Source organism: Pseudomonas sp. yb_2, from assembly GCF_043103905.1.
GTDB classification, from domain to species: Bacteria; Pseudomonadota; Gammaproteobacteria; order Pseudomonadales; family Pseudomonadaceae; genus Aquipseudomonas; species Aquipseudomonas alloputida.
Map to the genome: position 1 here is coordinate 132,549 of NZ_JBICKH010000052.1, position 13,774 is coordinate 146,322.

14 protein-coding genes and 1 pseudogene are annotated in these 13,774 nt (G+C 60.4%); 6 read left to right on the forward strand and 9 right to left on the reverse strand.

Annotated elements, in window-relative coordinates; translation table 11 throughout:
* Positions 1–95: 95 nt before the first annotated feature.
* Complete coding sequence (locus tag ACF8FB_RS12545; RefSeq protein ID WP_350297629.1) at positions 96–1,043, reverse strand: putative 2-dehydropantoate 2-reductase; 948 nt, start codon at positions 1,041–1,043, stop codon at positions 96–98.
* Between the two features lie 232 nt (positions 1,044–1,275).
* Here ACF8FB_RS12545 and ACF8FB_RS12550 point away from each other — a divergent pair, with 232 nt between their 5' ends.
* Positions 1,276–2,352: a 3-deoxy-7-phosphoheptulonate synthase gene (locus tag ACF8FB_RS12550; protein WP_014591663.1), complete on the forward strand. Its 1,077-nt coding sequence runs from the start codon at positions 1,276–1,278 to the stop codon at positions 2,350–2,352.
* A gap of 69 nt (positions 2,353–2,421) precedes the next feature.
* Here ACF8FB_RS12550 and ACF8FB_RS12555 read toward each other — a convergent pair whose 3' ends face one another.
* Positions 2,422–2,703 carry a GNAT family N-acetyltransferase gene (locus tag ACF8FB_RS12555; protein ID WP_003250290.1) on the reverse strand — a complete coding sequence of 94 codons (282 nt, stop codon included), beginning with the start codon at positions 2,701–2,703 and terminating at the stop codon, positions 2,422–2,424.
* A gap of 507 nt (positions 2,704–3,210) precedes the next feature.
* Here ACF8FB_RS12555 and ACF8FB_RS12560 point away from each other — a divergent pair.
* On the forward strand, positions 3,211–3,462 hold the full coding sequence (locus tag ACF8FB_RS12560; RefSeq protein WP_003250288.1) for an Lpp/OprI family alanine-zipper lipoprotein: 252 nt from the start codon (positions 3,211–3,213) through the stop codon (positions 3,460–3,462).
* Positions 3,463–3,594: 132 nt separating this feature from the next.
* Here ACF8FB_RS12560 and ACF8FB_RS12565 read toward each other — a convergent pair whose 3' ends face one another.
* From ACF8FB_RS12565 to ACF8FB_RS12575, 3 genes are all read right to left on the reverse strand, one after another.
* The gene (locus ACF8FB_RS12565) at positions 3,595–4,572 is read right to left on the reverse strand and encodes a L,D-transpeptidase family protein (protein WP_019438671.1); all 978 of its coding nucleotides are present in this window, start codon (positions 4,570–4,572) and stop codon (positions 3,595–3,597) included.
* 113 nt (positions 4,573–4,685) lie between these two features.
* Positions 4,686–4,976, reverse strand: a complete 291-nt coding sequence (locus tag ACF8FB_RS12570; RefSeq protein WP_014591666.1) for a hypothetical protein — start codon at positions 4,974–4,976, stop codon at positions 4,686–4,688.
* A gap of 58 nt (positions 4,977–5,034) precedes the next feature.
* Positions 5,035–5,640 (reverse strand): arylesterase, encoded by a 606-nt coding sequence (locus ACF8FB_RS12575; protein WP_020192893.1) that lies wholly within the window; start codon positions 5,638–5,640, stop codon positions 5,035–5,037.
* Positions 5,641–5,650: 10 nt separating this feature from the next.
* On the opposite strand from ACF8FB_RS12575, the gene ACF8FB_RS12580 reads away from it, so the two are divergent.
* Both ACF8FB_RS12580 and ACF8FB_RS12585 read left to right on the forward strand, forming a co-directional pair.
* Positions 5,651–6,337 carry an ABC transporter ATP-binding protein gene (locus tag ACF8FB_RS12580; protein ID WP_392510359.1) on the forward strand — a complete coding sequence of 229 codons (687 nt, stop codon included), beginning with the start codon at positions 5,651–5,653 and terminating at the stop codon, positions 6,335–6,337.
* Positions 6,334–8,841, forward strand: coding sequence for an ABC transporter permease (locus ACF8FB_RS12585; RefSeq protein ID WP_392510358.1), 2,508 nt, complete (start codon positions 6,334–6,336; stop codon positions 8,839–8,841). Before ACF8FB_RS12580 ends, ACF8FB_RS12585 begins: the two co-directional genes overlap by 4 nt.
* A 63-nt stretch (positions 8,842–8,904) precedes the next feature.
* Here the strand turns inward: ACF8FB_RS12585 and greB are convergent.
* From greB to arsH, 3 genes and pseudogenes are all read right to left on the reverse strand, one after another.
* Positions 8,905–9,252: pseudogene (greB, locus tag ACF8FB_RS12590) on the reverse strand (transcription elongation factor GreB); the annotation flags it as partial.
* Positions 9,253–9,640: 388 nt separating this feature from the next.
* Entirely contained in the window at positions 9,641–10,429 is a 789-nt protein-coding gene (locus ACF8FB_RS12595; protein ID WP_392511404.1) for a metallophosphoesterase, read from the reverse strand.
* Positions 10,426–11,187 carry an arsenical resistance protein ArsH gene (gene arsH, locus ACF8FB_RS12600; protein ID WP_210146884.1) on the reverse strand — a complete coding sequence of 254 codons (762 nt, stop codon included), beginning with the start codon at positions 11,185–11,187 and terminating at the stop codon, positions 10,426–10,428. Before arsH ends, ACF8FB_RS12595 begins: the two co-directional genes overlap by 4 nt.
* A gap of 185 nt (positions 11,188–11,372) precedes the next feature.
* Here arsH and ACF8FB_RS12605 point away from each other — a divergent pair, with 185 nt between their 5' ends.
* Positions 11,373–11,753: a PadR family transcriptional regulator gene (locus ACF8FB_RS12605; RefSeq protein ID WP_210146883.1), complete on the forward strand. Its 381-nt coding sequence runs from the start codon at positions 11,373–11,375 to the stop codon at positions 11,751–11,753.
* Positions 11,754–11,929: 176 nt separating this feature from the next.
* On the opposite strand, the gene ACF8FB_RS12610 is transcribed toward ACF8FB_RS12605, so the two are convergent.
* On the reverse strand, positions 11,930–13,222 hold the full coding sequence (locus ACF8FB_RS12610) for an MFS transporter (RefSeq protein ID WP_392511405.1): 1,293 nt from the start codon (positions 13,220–13,222) through the stop codon (positions 11,930–11,932).
* Positions 13,223–13,261: 39 nt separating this feature from the next.
* Here ACF8FB_RS12610 and ACF8FB_RS12615 point away from each other — a divergent pair, with 39 nt between their 5' ends.
* Positions 13,262–13,759 carry a MarR family winged helix-turn-helix transcriptional regulator gene (locus ACF8FB_RS12615; RefSeq protein ID WP_392511406.1) on the forward strand — a complete coding sequence of 166 codons (498 nt, stop codon included), beginning with the start codon at positions 13,262–13,264 and terminating at the stop codon, positions 13,757–13,759.
* Positions 13,760–13,774: the final 15 nt, after the last annotated feature.

Consider the following 13,774-nt stretch of genomic DNA (forward strand, 5'->3'; position numbering starts at 1 on the left):
GCAAGCTTCAGCTTAGCAGCGCGCCGGACGCTCGCTTTGCCGTCCGGCGCGCTGCTGCCGTGGGCTGGAGGGCCCCGCCGAAGCCTCGGCCACCCTCAGGCCGGCCGGTCGCTGCAGTCGATGAAACTCAGCGCTTGGTACAGCATTTCAGTGCGCGGCATGCTGCAGCCTGCCGCCCGTGCGCGTGCCAGCGGCTCGGCGTAAATGGCCTCCAGCTCCAACGGGCGTTTGTGGACATGGTCGTGATACATGCTCGGCCAGTAGTCGGGCATGCGCTCGGTCACCTGGAACAAGTGCTCGGCATAGCCCGCGGGCAGTACATGGCCACAGGCTGCCGCCCCCTGCACCACCTCGGCCATCAAGGCCTGTATCAGCTCGCGACTATTGCTGTCGGCCATCAGTGGCGAAGTGCTGGCCCCCAGCAGCACCGACAGCCCGTTGTAAGGCACGTTCCACACCAGCTTCTGCCAGCGCGCCAAGGCCAGGTTCGGCATGGCCTGCGAGTCGATCCCCGCAGCCTGGAACAACCCGGCGCCTTCATTCACCAGCGCGACACCGCAATCGGAGGCCGGCCCACTGTGATACCCCAGGTTGACCGCCCCCAGCGCCTGGTGGCGGATTACACCTGGAGCCTGGCGGTTGACACAGATGAAGCACAGGCCGCCGAGCAGGTGCATGTCGCTGCGCAAGGCCGGACGCAACTGCTCCTCGACACCCAGGCCGTTCTGCAACAGCACCACCTTGGCGCCGGGCGCAGCAGCCTGGACGATCAACGGTGCCAACTGCTCGTTGCTGGTGGCCTTGGCCCCGATCAGGAGCCAGTCACAGGGCGGCATGTCAGCGGCACTGACGTAAGCCTGCACCCGCATGTGCAGTGCGCCATGCACGGCACTGTCCAGGCTCAGCCCGCGCTCACAAACGGCCTGGTACTCGCTGCGCAACAGAAAATGCACATCGAAACCGGCCCGGGCCAGCATCAACCCATAAAAGCCGCCGATGGCGCCACTGCCGATGATGCCGATGCGAGGGGGGTGCGAATGCATGCCAATCTCCAGGTAAAGGGTCAGCACTCTTTTTACACAGGTTACGTCGCGCTGGGCAGCCCATTAGCGCGCAACACCCTCGCTCAGGTAAAAACCCCACAATGACTGGGTTCAGCCCATTGTCGTGCCATCTGTAACGCGCTAAGGTTCGGCTCCCCGCTGCGATTATTCTTGCTGCTGGGCCGCACGGGGATAGTTGGCGGCCGGCACCCGTGACCTGACGAGTAACACGATGGCTGATTTACCGATCGATGACTTGAACGTTGCCTCCAACGAGACCCTGATCACCCCTGATCAGCTCAAGAAGGAAATCCCCCTCAGCGCCAAGGCCCTGCAGACCGTGACTGCCGGCCGTGAAGTGGTGCGCAATATTCTCGACGGCAAGGACCATCGCCTGTTCGTCGTGGTCGGCCCTTGCTCCATCCACGACATCAAGGCAGCCCACGAATACGCCGAGCGCCTGAAAGTGCTGGCCGAAGAAGTGTCCGATACGCTGTACCTGGTCATGCGCGTGTACTTCGAAAAGCCGCGCACCACCGTCGGCTGGAAAGGCCTGATCAACGATCCGTACCTGGATGACTCGTTCAAGATCCAGGACGGCCTGCACATCGGCCGCAAGTTGCTGCTGGACCTGGCCGAAATGGGCCTGCCGACCGCCACCGAAGCGCTCGACCCGATTTCGCCGCAGTACCTGCAAGACCTGATCAGCTGGTCGGCCATCGGTGCCCGCACCACCGAATCGCAAACACACCGCGAGATGGCCTCGGGCCTGTCCTCGGCGGTGGGTTTCAAGAACGGTACCGACGGCGGCCTGACCGTTGCCATCAATGCCCTGCAGTCGGTGTCCAAGCCGCACCGCTTCCTGGGCATCAACCAGGAAGGCGGCGTGTCGATCGTCACCACCAAGGGCAACCCATACGGCCACGTGGTACTGCGCGGCGGCAATGGCAAGCCGAACTACGACTCGGTCAGCGTCGCCCTGTGCGAACAGGACCTGGCCAAGGCCAAGATCAAGGCCAACATCATGGTCGACTGCAGCCATGCCAACTCCAACAAGGACCCGGCCCTGCAACCGCTGGTGATGGAGAACGTCGCCAACCAGATCCTCGAAGGCAACCAGTCGATCATCGGCCTGATGGTCGAAAGCCACCTGAACTGGGGCTGTCAGTCCATTCCGAAAAACCTGGACGATTTGCAGTATGGCGTGTCGATCACGGACGCCTGCATCGACTGGTCGGCTACCGAGAAAACCCTGCGCAGCATGCATGCCAAGCTCAAGGATGTGCTGCCGCAGCGTAAGCGCGGCTGAACATTGCGGGAATGAAAAACGCCGGGCACTGCCCGGCGTTTTTTGTTGTGTCTGGTGCCTGTCGTCAGCTCAGGCCTTGCTCGAATGCCGCTGCTGGCGCTCCATGTAACGCTCCACATATGAGCAAGACGGGATCACCGTGTACCCCATCTGCTCGGCGTACTCCAGAGCCCGCTCGGTCAGGGCGGCAGCGATCCCACGGCCGCGCAGGGCGTTGGGCACGAAGGTGCGATAGATGTCCAGCGTCTGCTTGCCCAGATCCATGTACGTCAAGTAGGCACGATGACCGTCCACGTTGGTCTCGAACTGATGACCGGCCTGGTCATGGTGGATGGTCAGCGCTTCGCTCATCACTACTCCTCGCAGGTCTTCTCGGCAGACCCTTACCTTAACCGATGGTGGTTTATCCGGCACAGAATCCTCTACGCCACCTGTTGCCGCTTCGACCATTGGACGATTGTAATCGTTCGGATCGTCTGGCACTGACAAGATAGTAGGCACCGCAAGCGGGATTGCTCAAGGTGCTGGCGGTTAAAAAAGGCTAAACCGCCGCCTAGGCGACTTTCCCAAGCCCGCCCAACAGCCACCGGATGTACTAGGGCTTAAGACGCTGATCGACAGTTAAAGTCACCCTTAGTTCAACAAAAAAGTTCCTGTACCACAACCGCTTGCGAACCCTGCAGATTTTTTTCACAGACACGTCGCAAATCTTGTCGGCGCGGAGTCAAGCAACATTTTTTTTGCAGTTCTTGCGCTCTGTCAGTTTACTTACTACAAGTAATGGGTACTATGTACGCCGGCCAGTTTCTCTTTCCTGAGAGATGGCTATTTAATAGAAAGTCCTTGAAGGGGAACACGATGAACAACGTTCTGAAATTCTCTGCTCTGGCTCTGGCCGCAGTTCTGGCTACCGGTTGCAGCAGCGTATCCAAAGAAACCGAAGCTCGTCTGACTGCGACTGAAGACGCAGCAGCTCGCGCTCAAGCTCGTGCTGACGAAGCCTACCGTAAGGCTGACGACGCAATGGCAGCCGCTCAGAAGGCTCAGCAGACCGCTGACGAAGCCAACGAGCGCGCTCTGCGTATGCTGGACAAAGCCAGCCGCAAGTAATAATCCTCACGGATTGTTAAGAAGCCGACCCACTTGTGGGTCGGCTTTTTTATTGCCTTTGAATCCGACAAACGCGGCCAGCAGGTACAAAAAGGCCTGCACTAAGGCAGGCCTGGGTGTGTCGAAATCACCTTACTGCAGTTCGGGCGGAATGCTCGACACCATCGGTGCGGCCCCTTGGTTTTCCACCGGCACGGCAATTTCTACCGGCATGCCATCTTCTGCAGCCACCACGTCACGTACCATGTCCCAGTTCATGCGTAGGTTATTGGCCAGGTCTTCACGCTTGAGCAAGGCATTGATAACTGCGGTGTGTTTGTCGACAACCGACGGGTTACCCTGGTCATCCAGTGGCGTGTGTGCCTCAAGATAGACCTTGCCAGCGCTGATACCGAACTTGTAAGGCTCGTTGATGATGCGCACCGGAGTCCCCACCGGCACCATCTTCGACAGTTCAAGCACGTTGTTGTTGAACATGCGGAAGCAACCGTGACTGGTGCGCATGCCAATGCCGAACTTCTTGTTCGAACCATGGATCAGGTAGCCCGGTACGCCCAAGGTGAACTTGAACGGCCCCAGCGGGTTGTCCGGGCCAGCCGGCACCACAGTCGGCAGGATGTCACCGTCCTCGGCGTGCTCTTTGCGAATCGAAGCGGGCGGCGTCCAGGTCGGGTTGGGCGTCTTGGCGGTGATCCTGGTGTTGGCGATCGGCGACCCCCACCCCTCGCGACCAATGCCCAGCGGGAAGGTGTACACCACGCTCTCCCCCTTGGGGAAGTAGTACATGCGGTACTCGGCCAGGTTGATGACGATGCCTTCGCGCGGGCCCGGCGGCAGGACGAAACGGGTCGGCAGGATGATCTCGGTGCCGGCGCCCGGCAGCCAAGGGTCCACGCCGGGGTTGGCGGCAATCATTTCCAGGTAGCCGAGGTCGTTTGCGGTGCCGATATCGGCGAACGTGTCCTCGTACTTTGCCTTGATCACATGCACCTGGCCGACGATGTCTTCACCGGGCGGTGGCAGTGGCAGCTCCAGCGCAGCAGCGGGGCCCGCTACCAGCAGGGCGGCCAGGGACAGGCTACGGGTGACGGCAGGAAAGCGCGGCAACATCCGGTAAATCCTTCGAAAGGTGGGTCAAGAGGATCGATTGTACACCCGCGCCGATGCAAGCGGGAGGCATTGGCACGTTGCAAGCGTTTCAGATGATGAAAGGTGCTTTTCGTTCAGCTGCCGTGCAGCTCTGGCCACACCGGACGCATGCCACGTCGCTGGGCATCGAGGATGGCACGGCACAGCTCACACAGGCGACCATCGCGGTAGATCGATCGCGGCACCCCCGACCAACGCGGCTGGGCTGGCAGCAGGCCGCCACACAAAGTACGGTCGACCGGCACGCCCAGCTCGAGCTGGCGGGCCACGAGGTGGACGCGGCTTTCCTGGCAGGCGAACAGGTCGAGCTGCTCGTCGGGCTCGATCAGTTGATAGGCATACAGGGACCAGGCAGGGCGCGGCATTTGGAGCACTCGAAACGGGGGGCGCAACATTAGCCCAAAGGCGCCCCCGTTTAAAGCTTCACAGCAAGGGTTTTATCGCTGGCCAGGCATTTTCCAGCAGGCGCTGCTGAGCCCCCTGGGCCGGATGGATGCCATCAGCCTGCATCAGTTCAGGTACGCCCCCTACCCCTTCGAGGAAAAACGGCACCAAAGGAACCTGTTTGTCCGCTGCCAGCTGTTCATACACCTTGGCAAAGGCGGTGGTGTAACGCACACCATAATTGGGCGGCAGGCGCATGCCCAATAGCAGCACCTTGGCCCCTGCCTGACGCGAATGCTCGATCATCGAGGCAAGATTTTGTTGCAATTGTGCAGGCGACTGCCCGCGCAGGCCATCGTTGCCGCCCAGCTCCAGCACCACCAGGCTCGGTTTATGTGCTGCAAGCAGCGCCGGCAGCCGCGCCTGGCCACCTGCGCTGGTGTCGCCACTGATCGAAGCATTGACCACTTTGTCGTCAAAACCTTCGTCCCTGAGGCGGGCCTGCAAGAGAGACACCCAGCCCTGACGGCTATCCAGGCCAAAACCGGCGCTGATACTATCGCCAACAACCAGCAGTGTTCCTGCCGCTGCGCTCTGGGCCAGGCAATACAGGGCCAGACCGGCACTCAACCACCACACTCGCATCGGATTCTCCATGAGCCCCAGCATTCTCGTTGCGCAGAACCTTAGCAAAGTGGTCCCCAGCGCGGAAGGTGACCTTACCATCCTCCACGCACTGTCTCTCGACCTGGCCCAAGGCGACAGCCTGGCCATCGTCGGCGCCTCGGGCTCTGGCAAGTCGACCCTGCTCGGCTTGCTCGCCGGCCTCGACCGCCCCAGCGCTGGCAATGTCGTGCTCGCCGGCCACGACCTGGGGCCACTGGATGAAGACCAACGCGCCCGTGTGCGCGCCGAACATGTGGGTTTCGTGTTCCAGTCGTTCCAGCTGCTCGACAGCCTCAATGCACTGGAAAACGTCATGCTGCCACTGGAGCTGGACGGCCGCCGCGATGCCCGCGAACAGGCTCGCACTTTGCTGGAGCGGGTCGGCCTGGGCAAACGCCTGAGCCACACACCTCGGCAGCTGTCGGGCGGCGAGCAGCAGCGCGTGGCAATCGCCCGCGCCTTCGCCGCGCAGCCTGCGGTGCTGTTCGCCGATGAGCCCACCGGCAACCTCGACAGCCACACCGGCGAACGCATCAGCGACTTGTTGTTCGAGCTGAACAAGGAGCGCGGCACTACCTTGGTGCTGGTCACCCATGACGAACGCCTGGCCCGCCGCTGCCGGCGCCAGATCCGCCTGGACGCGGGCCGCCTTGTGGCGCCGATGGAGGTCTGGTGAGCCGTATGCCGCTGTCCCGCCTGTGTGGCCTGGCACTGCGCCAGTTGCTGCGCGATGTTCGCGCCAGCGAAGTGCGCGTGCTGTTCTTTGCCCTGTTGGTGGCGGTAGCCGCCAGCACCGCCATCGGCTATTTCGGCGCCCGCCTCAACGGCGCCATGCAGCTGCGCGCCAGCGAGTTCCTGGGCGCCGATCTGGTACTGCAGGGCAGCGCCCCGGCCCGCGAGCAACAGCTCGATGCCGGCAAGGCACTGGGCTTGCGCCATGCACGCGTGGTCGAGTTCACCAGCGTGGTCGGCGGCGACAATGGCATCCAGCTGTCCAGCGTAAAGGCTGCCGACGGCGCCTACCCGTTGCGCGGGCAAGTACGCAGCGCTCTGGCACCCTATGCCGAAGAAACACCCGGCGGCGGCCCTGCCCCTGGCGAAGTGTGGGTCGAACCGCGCCTGTTGGCGGCACTGGGGCTGGCGATCGGCGACAGCATCGACGTGGGCATGAAAAACCTGCGCATGAGCCGCGTGCTTACCTACGAACCGGACCGCGCCAACAACTTCTACAGCCTTACCCCACGCGTGATGATGAACCTGGCCGACCTGGAAGCCACCGGCGTGATCCAGCCCGGCAGCCGGGTCACCTATCGCGACCTGTGGCGCGGCGATGCCGAGGCGCTGGCGCAGTATCGTCAGGCCGTGGAAAAAGACCTGGCCGCCAACCAGCGCCTGCGTGACACCCGTGATGGCAACCAACAGATCGGCGGCGCGCTGGGCAAAGCCGAACGCTACCTGAACATGGCCAGCCTGGTGGCTGTATTGCTGGCAGGCGTAGCCGTGGCACTGTCGGCCAGTCGCTATGCTGCACGCCGGCTGGACGCCAGTGCCCTGCTGCGCTGCCTGGGCCTGTCGCGCCACCAGGCATTGGGCCTGTATTGCCTGCAACTGGCCATGCTCGGCCTGGTCGCTGCCCTGGCCGGCGCCTTGCTCGGCTGGCTGGCTCAGCAGGGCCTGTTCCGCCTGCTGCACGGCTTGCTGCCGAGCGTGGTGCCCGCTGGCGGCATCGTTCCTGCGCTGGCAGGTATCGGTACCGGGCTGGTGGCACTGGCTGGCTTTGCCCTGCCGCCGATTGCAGCGCTGGGCCAGGTGCCGCCACTGCGCGTGCTGCGCCGTGACCTGCTGCCGATACCTGCGAGCAGTTGGCTGGTGTACGGCGCCGCCCTGCTCGCCCTGGGCCTGATCATGTGGCGCCTGAGCCTCGATCTGCTGCTCACCTTCGCCCTGCTCGGTGGCGGCCTGGTCGCTGCACTTCTGCTCGGCGGCCTGCTGTTGCTCGGTTTACGCAGCCTGCGCCAGCTGCTGGCCGGTGCGCCACTCACCTGGCGCCTGGGGCTGGGCCAGCTATTGCGCCACCCCACGGCGGCAGCAGGCCAGGCCCTGGCATTCGGCCTGATACTGCTGGCCATGGCCTTGGTCGCCCTGCTGCGCGCAGAGCTGCTCGATACCTGGCAAGCACAGCTACCCAAGGATGCGCCTAACCACTTCGCCCTGAACATCCTGCCAGATGACCGTGAGCCGTTCATTCAACACCTGCACCAGGTCAATGCCGCCTCAGCGCCGCTGTACCCGGTGACGCCCGGGCGCCTGGTGCAAATCAACGAAAAACCGGTACAGCAGGTGGTCAGCAAGGACTCGGCAGGCGAGCGCGCCGTGCAGCGCGACCTCAGCCTGACCTGGGCCGCCGAGTTGCCCGAAGGCAACGTGCTGACCGCAGGCAGTTGGTGGCCAGCCTTGCCAGCCGACAACGATATCCCCGGGGTTTCGGTGGAGGCGGAACTGGCCAGCAGCCTGAAACTGCAGATGGGCGACCTGCTGACGTTCGATATTGGCGGCCAGCAGCGCCAGGCCCGCGTCAGCAGCCTGCGCAACGTGCATTGGGACAGCTTCCAGCCGAACTTCTACATGATCTTCCAGCCTGGCACGCTGCAGGGGCTGCCGACCACTTACCTGACCAGCTTCTACCTGGCACCGGGGCATGACCTGGATGTCGTCGCGCTGTCACGGGCATTTCCGGCGGTGACCATCCTGCAGGTGGATGCCTTGCTCGACCAGCTGCGCAGCATTCTCGCCCAGGTAACCCTGGCGGTGGAGTATGTGTTGCTGTTCGTGCTGGCCGCCGGGCTGGCAGTGCTGTTCGCCGGCTTGCAGGCCACGCTGGACGAACGCATTCGCCAAGGCGCACTGTTGCGCGCACTGGGCGCGGCGCGGCCGTTGCTGGTCAAGGCCCGGCGAATCGAGTTCGGCCTGCTGGGTGCGGCCAGCGGGCTATTGGCGGCCGTGGGCTGCGAACTGATTACCTGGGTGCTGTACCGCTATGCCTTCGATTTGCAGTGGAGCCCGCACCCGTGGCTGCTGGTGTTGCCGCTGACGGGGGCACTGCTGGTGGGTGGTGCTGGGGTGCTGGGAACACGGCGGGCGTTGAATGCCAGCCCGCTGGCGGTGTTGCGCGAGGCTTGAGACCTGGCTGTCAGCGCTTCTGCCGGGACAGCACATGCCTCAAGCTGACGCAAGACGGGCCAGTCAGTCCGTCGAGACGCCCTGGCCGTAACGGATGCTGCTCACATACCAGGTCGCTTCACCGGTAGGTGTATGCACCACCACCTCATCACCCTCCTCCTTCTTCAGCAAGGCACGGGCCATGGGCGAATCGATCGAGATGTAATCGTTGCGCCCGTAGATCTCGTCGTAGCCGACAATGCGAAACTTCATGGTCTCGCCCTCGTCGTTCTCGATCTCAACCCAGGCACCGAAAAACACTTTGCCTTCCTGCTCGGGCGAGTACGCCACCACTTTCACATCTTCAAGCCGCTTGCGCAGGTATCGCACCCTGCGGTCGATTTCGCGCAGCAGCTTCTTGTTGTACTGGTATTAGGGCCCCAGATAAAAACATACTATTCACAAGACGTGACTCTACCTCAGTTCAGAGCGCCCCGGCGTTGCCAACGCGCAAGATCATCCTGGGATCGGTTCTACTACACAGGTCAACGCAGGAAATGCGCTGCTTCGGTCTGGTCGCTTCTGCGGGTGCGGATACGCCGGTTTCCGCTCACCTGCTGAGAAAACGCGAATCTGTCGCAAAGGGTGAAGATGCAGCTCCACGCGATCGCGCTAGAGGACTAAAACTGTCTTAGCCCGCAAAAGCGCGGATTGCATGGTGGTTGTGGCCCCGCCCATGAGTTTACGTGGGTACACAGTCATGCCAATGCGGTGAGCGAGCGCCGGCGGAGGATAGCGCGCGCTCCCACCAACCTGCCACTCACCGACCAAACGATGATGAGCCAGCCACATTGATGACCTGTGTATGAACAATGATGCTGCTATCAAGACGCTGGATCACACCATAGCCCGGTGCCTCATCCACGGGTAGGAGTTTGTGCTGTTGCATGTCCAACTCAAACCCGACATGTGGTGTCGTCATCACTGCATAGGGAAAGCCACCCCACGTACCTGAGATGCTACGGTGCACATGGCCACAGAACAGGTGAATCAACCGATGTGAGTGGCGGTGCAGGATTTCCAGTAGCCCCGCATCGCCTTCGTTCAGCCGCATTTTATCCAGCGCAGGAATGCCTATCATAGTCGGGGGATGATGCATAAAAAGTAAGGCCGGGCAGTCACAGTGACCCAGTGCTCGATCAAGCCACTGCAATCGTACACTGTCCAACTGCCCATGATGCTTGCCACCCGCGGCGACTGTATCCAGGTAAATCAGCTGGTGACCGTCGACCATCTCACTGCTTTGCACATATCCAAACTCGTTGGGCATATCTGGAAAGGCCTCGAGGAACGCGGCCCTATCGTCATGATTGCCCACCAAAAGCCTGGCTGGCATCGGCATTTCCTCCAGTAGCTCCTTCAAAAGCCCATATGCACCTGTATGGCGGAGCTGAATGAGGTCACCGGTAATGACCAAGCGGTCCGCATCCGCATGGTGTGCACGTACATCATCGAGGCACAGCTTTGCTCTAAAGGCAGGATCAACCCCCCGAGGGGGGTCACCTCCGGGGACGACTAAGTGAAGATCAGACAACCAGGCAATTTTCATTTGCGCTCTCCTGACATCGCGTCAGCGAGGTTTTTAGCAATCGCTGCCTGGTGCTCTTCTGCTTGCTCCACACGTTCAGAATATCTGTCCACCAGATAATCGGAGCGTTCACGTACCAGCAACGTAAATTTGAACAGCTCCTCCATGACATCGACGATGCGGTCATAGTAAGGCGACGGCTTCATACGCCCTGCATCATCGAATTCTTGATGGGCGCGAGGCACGGACGACTGATTCGGGATCGTGACCATACGCATCCATCGTCCCAGAACCCGTAGAGCATTTACGGTGTTAAAGGATTGAGCCCCACCGCTGACCTGCATCACGGCCAATGTTCTGCCCTGAGAAGGACGTACAGCTCCTTCGGAAAGAGGCAGCCAGTCGATCTGGGTTTTAAAAATCCCAGTCATGTTGCCGTGACGTTCAGGGCTGCACCAAACCTGTCCCTCAGACCACAAGGACAACTCTCGCAGCTCTTTGACCTTAGGGTGATCAGGAGAAGCCGTGTCAGGCTGCGGCAGGCCTGCCGGATCAAAGATACGTACTTCAGCCCCAAGCTTGCGCAGTATCCGAGCACCCTCCTCAGTCACTAAGCGGCTGTAGGAGCGTTCTCGCAAGGATCCGTAAAGCATTAGAATTCGAGGTGGGTGACTCATCGGCTGACGAGCTTCAAGCTTGTCAGCAATCGAAGAATCAAACGCCTCTTCCTTCAAATTAGGGGCTTGTAGGGTCGAAATGTCAGTCGTCGAGTTACTCATGAAATGATGCCTCACTGAATTGCAAGAGGCCCAATCGGCCTATGCATTGATGGTCAATGCATAGTACAAGCAGATACATTGCCCATCAAGGTATAGCCGGGTATTTTTATCCGTTGCCGACGAAATGTCGTGCCTGGACAGCGGATTTTCTGGCTCACTGAAAGCCATTGGATAGAATTTCAACCATGACCAAATCAACAACAGAACCCACGAAGGCATCCAAACCTGTGATTGATTACACCGATCGAATGTACTGGAACGGCATCATCAAAATGAGCCTTTCCAAGTTCTTCATTCTGAGCGTGTTGCACGAGCGCCCCATGCACGGTTACGAAATCGCTCGTGAAGTCGAAGGGACTACTCACGGATGCTGCGCCCCTACCGAAGGCACGATTTACCCCGTCCTCCGCGAGTTTGAGCAAGGCGGTTACGTTACAGTCCAAAGCGAGACGGTCGCCGGTCGAGGCCGAAAGGTTTACACGCTGACCGACAAAGGTCGCGAGGCTTCCGCCGTAGCTGCCGACGCATGGATGGAGGTGGCTGCTTACATAAAGAAGCGTAATTAGTCGTGCTGGGCCACTCTTGAATGATCCCGTCTTGCTCTGAATCATCGGCGACTTTTCAGGGAGCAACGGACCGGTAGCAAAACTGCCGCGAGAACCGTGCACTAGCGCCCTACTAGAACGAAATCCTGCTAACTGACCCCAGCTTCGGCGGCCCGTGACGCACTCCTAGAGGTGTATTAACTCGACGATCGAATAGGCAGACGAAAGCTGCAATGCAACGCCACAGCGATCAGCATCGCCGTTAGCAGGAGCATCACCGAGGCGCCCTGTGCGCCTAACACTAGGGCCGCAGCTAATGGGCCTGCGGCCTGTGCCAGGAGCATGGGCCGCGCCAGTGCTCCCATTCTTGTGCCGTACCCCTCCGCCCCAAACAGCACCAATGGCAATGTACCTCTCGCGATAGTGAGAATGCCCATGCCGGCACCGTAAAGCGCTGCTGCGGCAAATGCCAACCAAGGCACGCCGGGAATAAACAGACAGATGCCAATCAAACTCACCAGCACACCGATACGGGCGGACCAGCTCGGATGAAGATGCGGAGCGATGGAGAACTCCAGTACCCTAGCCACCACTTGGGCCGGTCCAATTACCATACCAACCGCCAATACCGTTACTGCCGGTAGCCCCAGTTGCTTGAGCGCGGTGAGCAGGTGCACGGAAAGAGTGGCCATGACGAAGGCAATCACCGTCAACAGCCCTGCAACGAGCCAAAATAGTCGGCGACTACCTTCATCAAGTGTAAGAGGGATCGAAGCTCCAGGAGCGGATTGCTTTCCGTGATTTGTCGGCTTGGGCACAGCCAACCAGTGAATCGGTAGACCAACTAGCACATGCACCGCGACAAGTATCAAACAGGTTTCCCGCCAGCCGATCGACGACTCCAGCGCAGCGATCGCAGGCCATCCGGCTGTGCTGGCGAAACCGCCTATCAGAGTAAGCCCAGTAATTGCTCCCCGTGCGCGCTCACCTAAGAGCGTGCCCAGCGTAGCAAATGCCGCATCGTACAAGCCGGAGGCCATGGCCACGCCCAGTAGCGACCAAGCCAGGTAGTATTGCCACAAATTGCTCGCCACAGACATCACTAGAAGCCCAGCGCCTAGCATAAACGAGCTGAAGGCAAGTACAGAACGTCCGCCACGCCGATCAATCATTCTCCCAGCAAGTGGTGCGCATAGACCGGCTACCAACATGCCCCAGGATAATCCACCTACGACAGACGATAGCGACCACCCCGTATCTCGGGTGATTGGGCCGGCGAGGACAGCAGGTAGGTAAAACGTCGACCCCCAAGCCAAGATTTGAGTTACGCCCAAAGTGAGCACCAACCGATAACGGTTCTCGCTGACTGGCAGGTGCGCTTCGTGTCGTGTCACGGCAGCTTGCCTATTTAGTTGGTAGTGACAACCAAGATAGTCGACCGATCCCCCACCCGTCAATCCGGTGACTGGCGAGTTGACGACTATGCTCATCCCACCTATCGTTGTAAGTAACAACCAATTGGAAATGATATGCCGCACGAATGTAACGACGACCTGAGTCAGGACGCCGAAGCTCTGTATGAGGCCTTAAACCAGCTAGTGCGGGTTCACCAGTTCAGGGATCGTGACCGCATCTGCTGCTACGACGTTTCCGTTACTCAGTGCTACGCCGTTGAAACGCTAGTAAAGCAGGGTCCGCTACGTCTGCAGGCATTGGCCGAAGAGATGTTTTTAGACAAGAGTACAGCCAGCCGCGTGGTCGACACGCTGGAGCGCAAGGGCTACGTCACACGTATTGACGATCCCGAAGATCGTCGCGCCGTACGCGTCCAGGTCACCGAAGCCGGCATCAATCTGTACGAGCGCATCCGCACCGATTTGATTGCTGAAGAGAAAGAAATGATCAGTGGCATGACTCCGGAAGTACGCCAAGGAGCGCTAACGCTTCTGCGGCAACTAACCCGCGCCACAGAGGTCCGTTGCGGCTTGATCGACGAACCTTACTCGGTTCTGGCCCTGAAGGAGTGATGGGCCTTTTTTTAC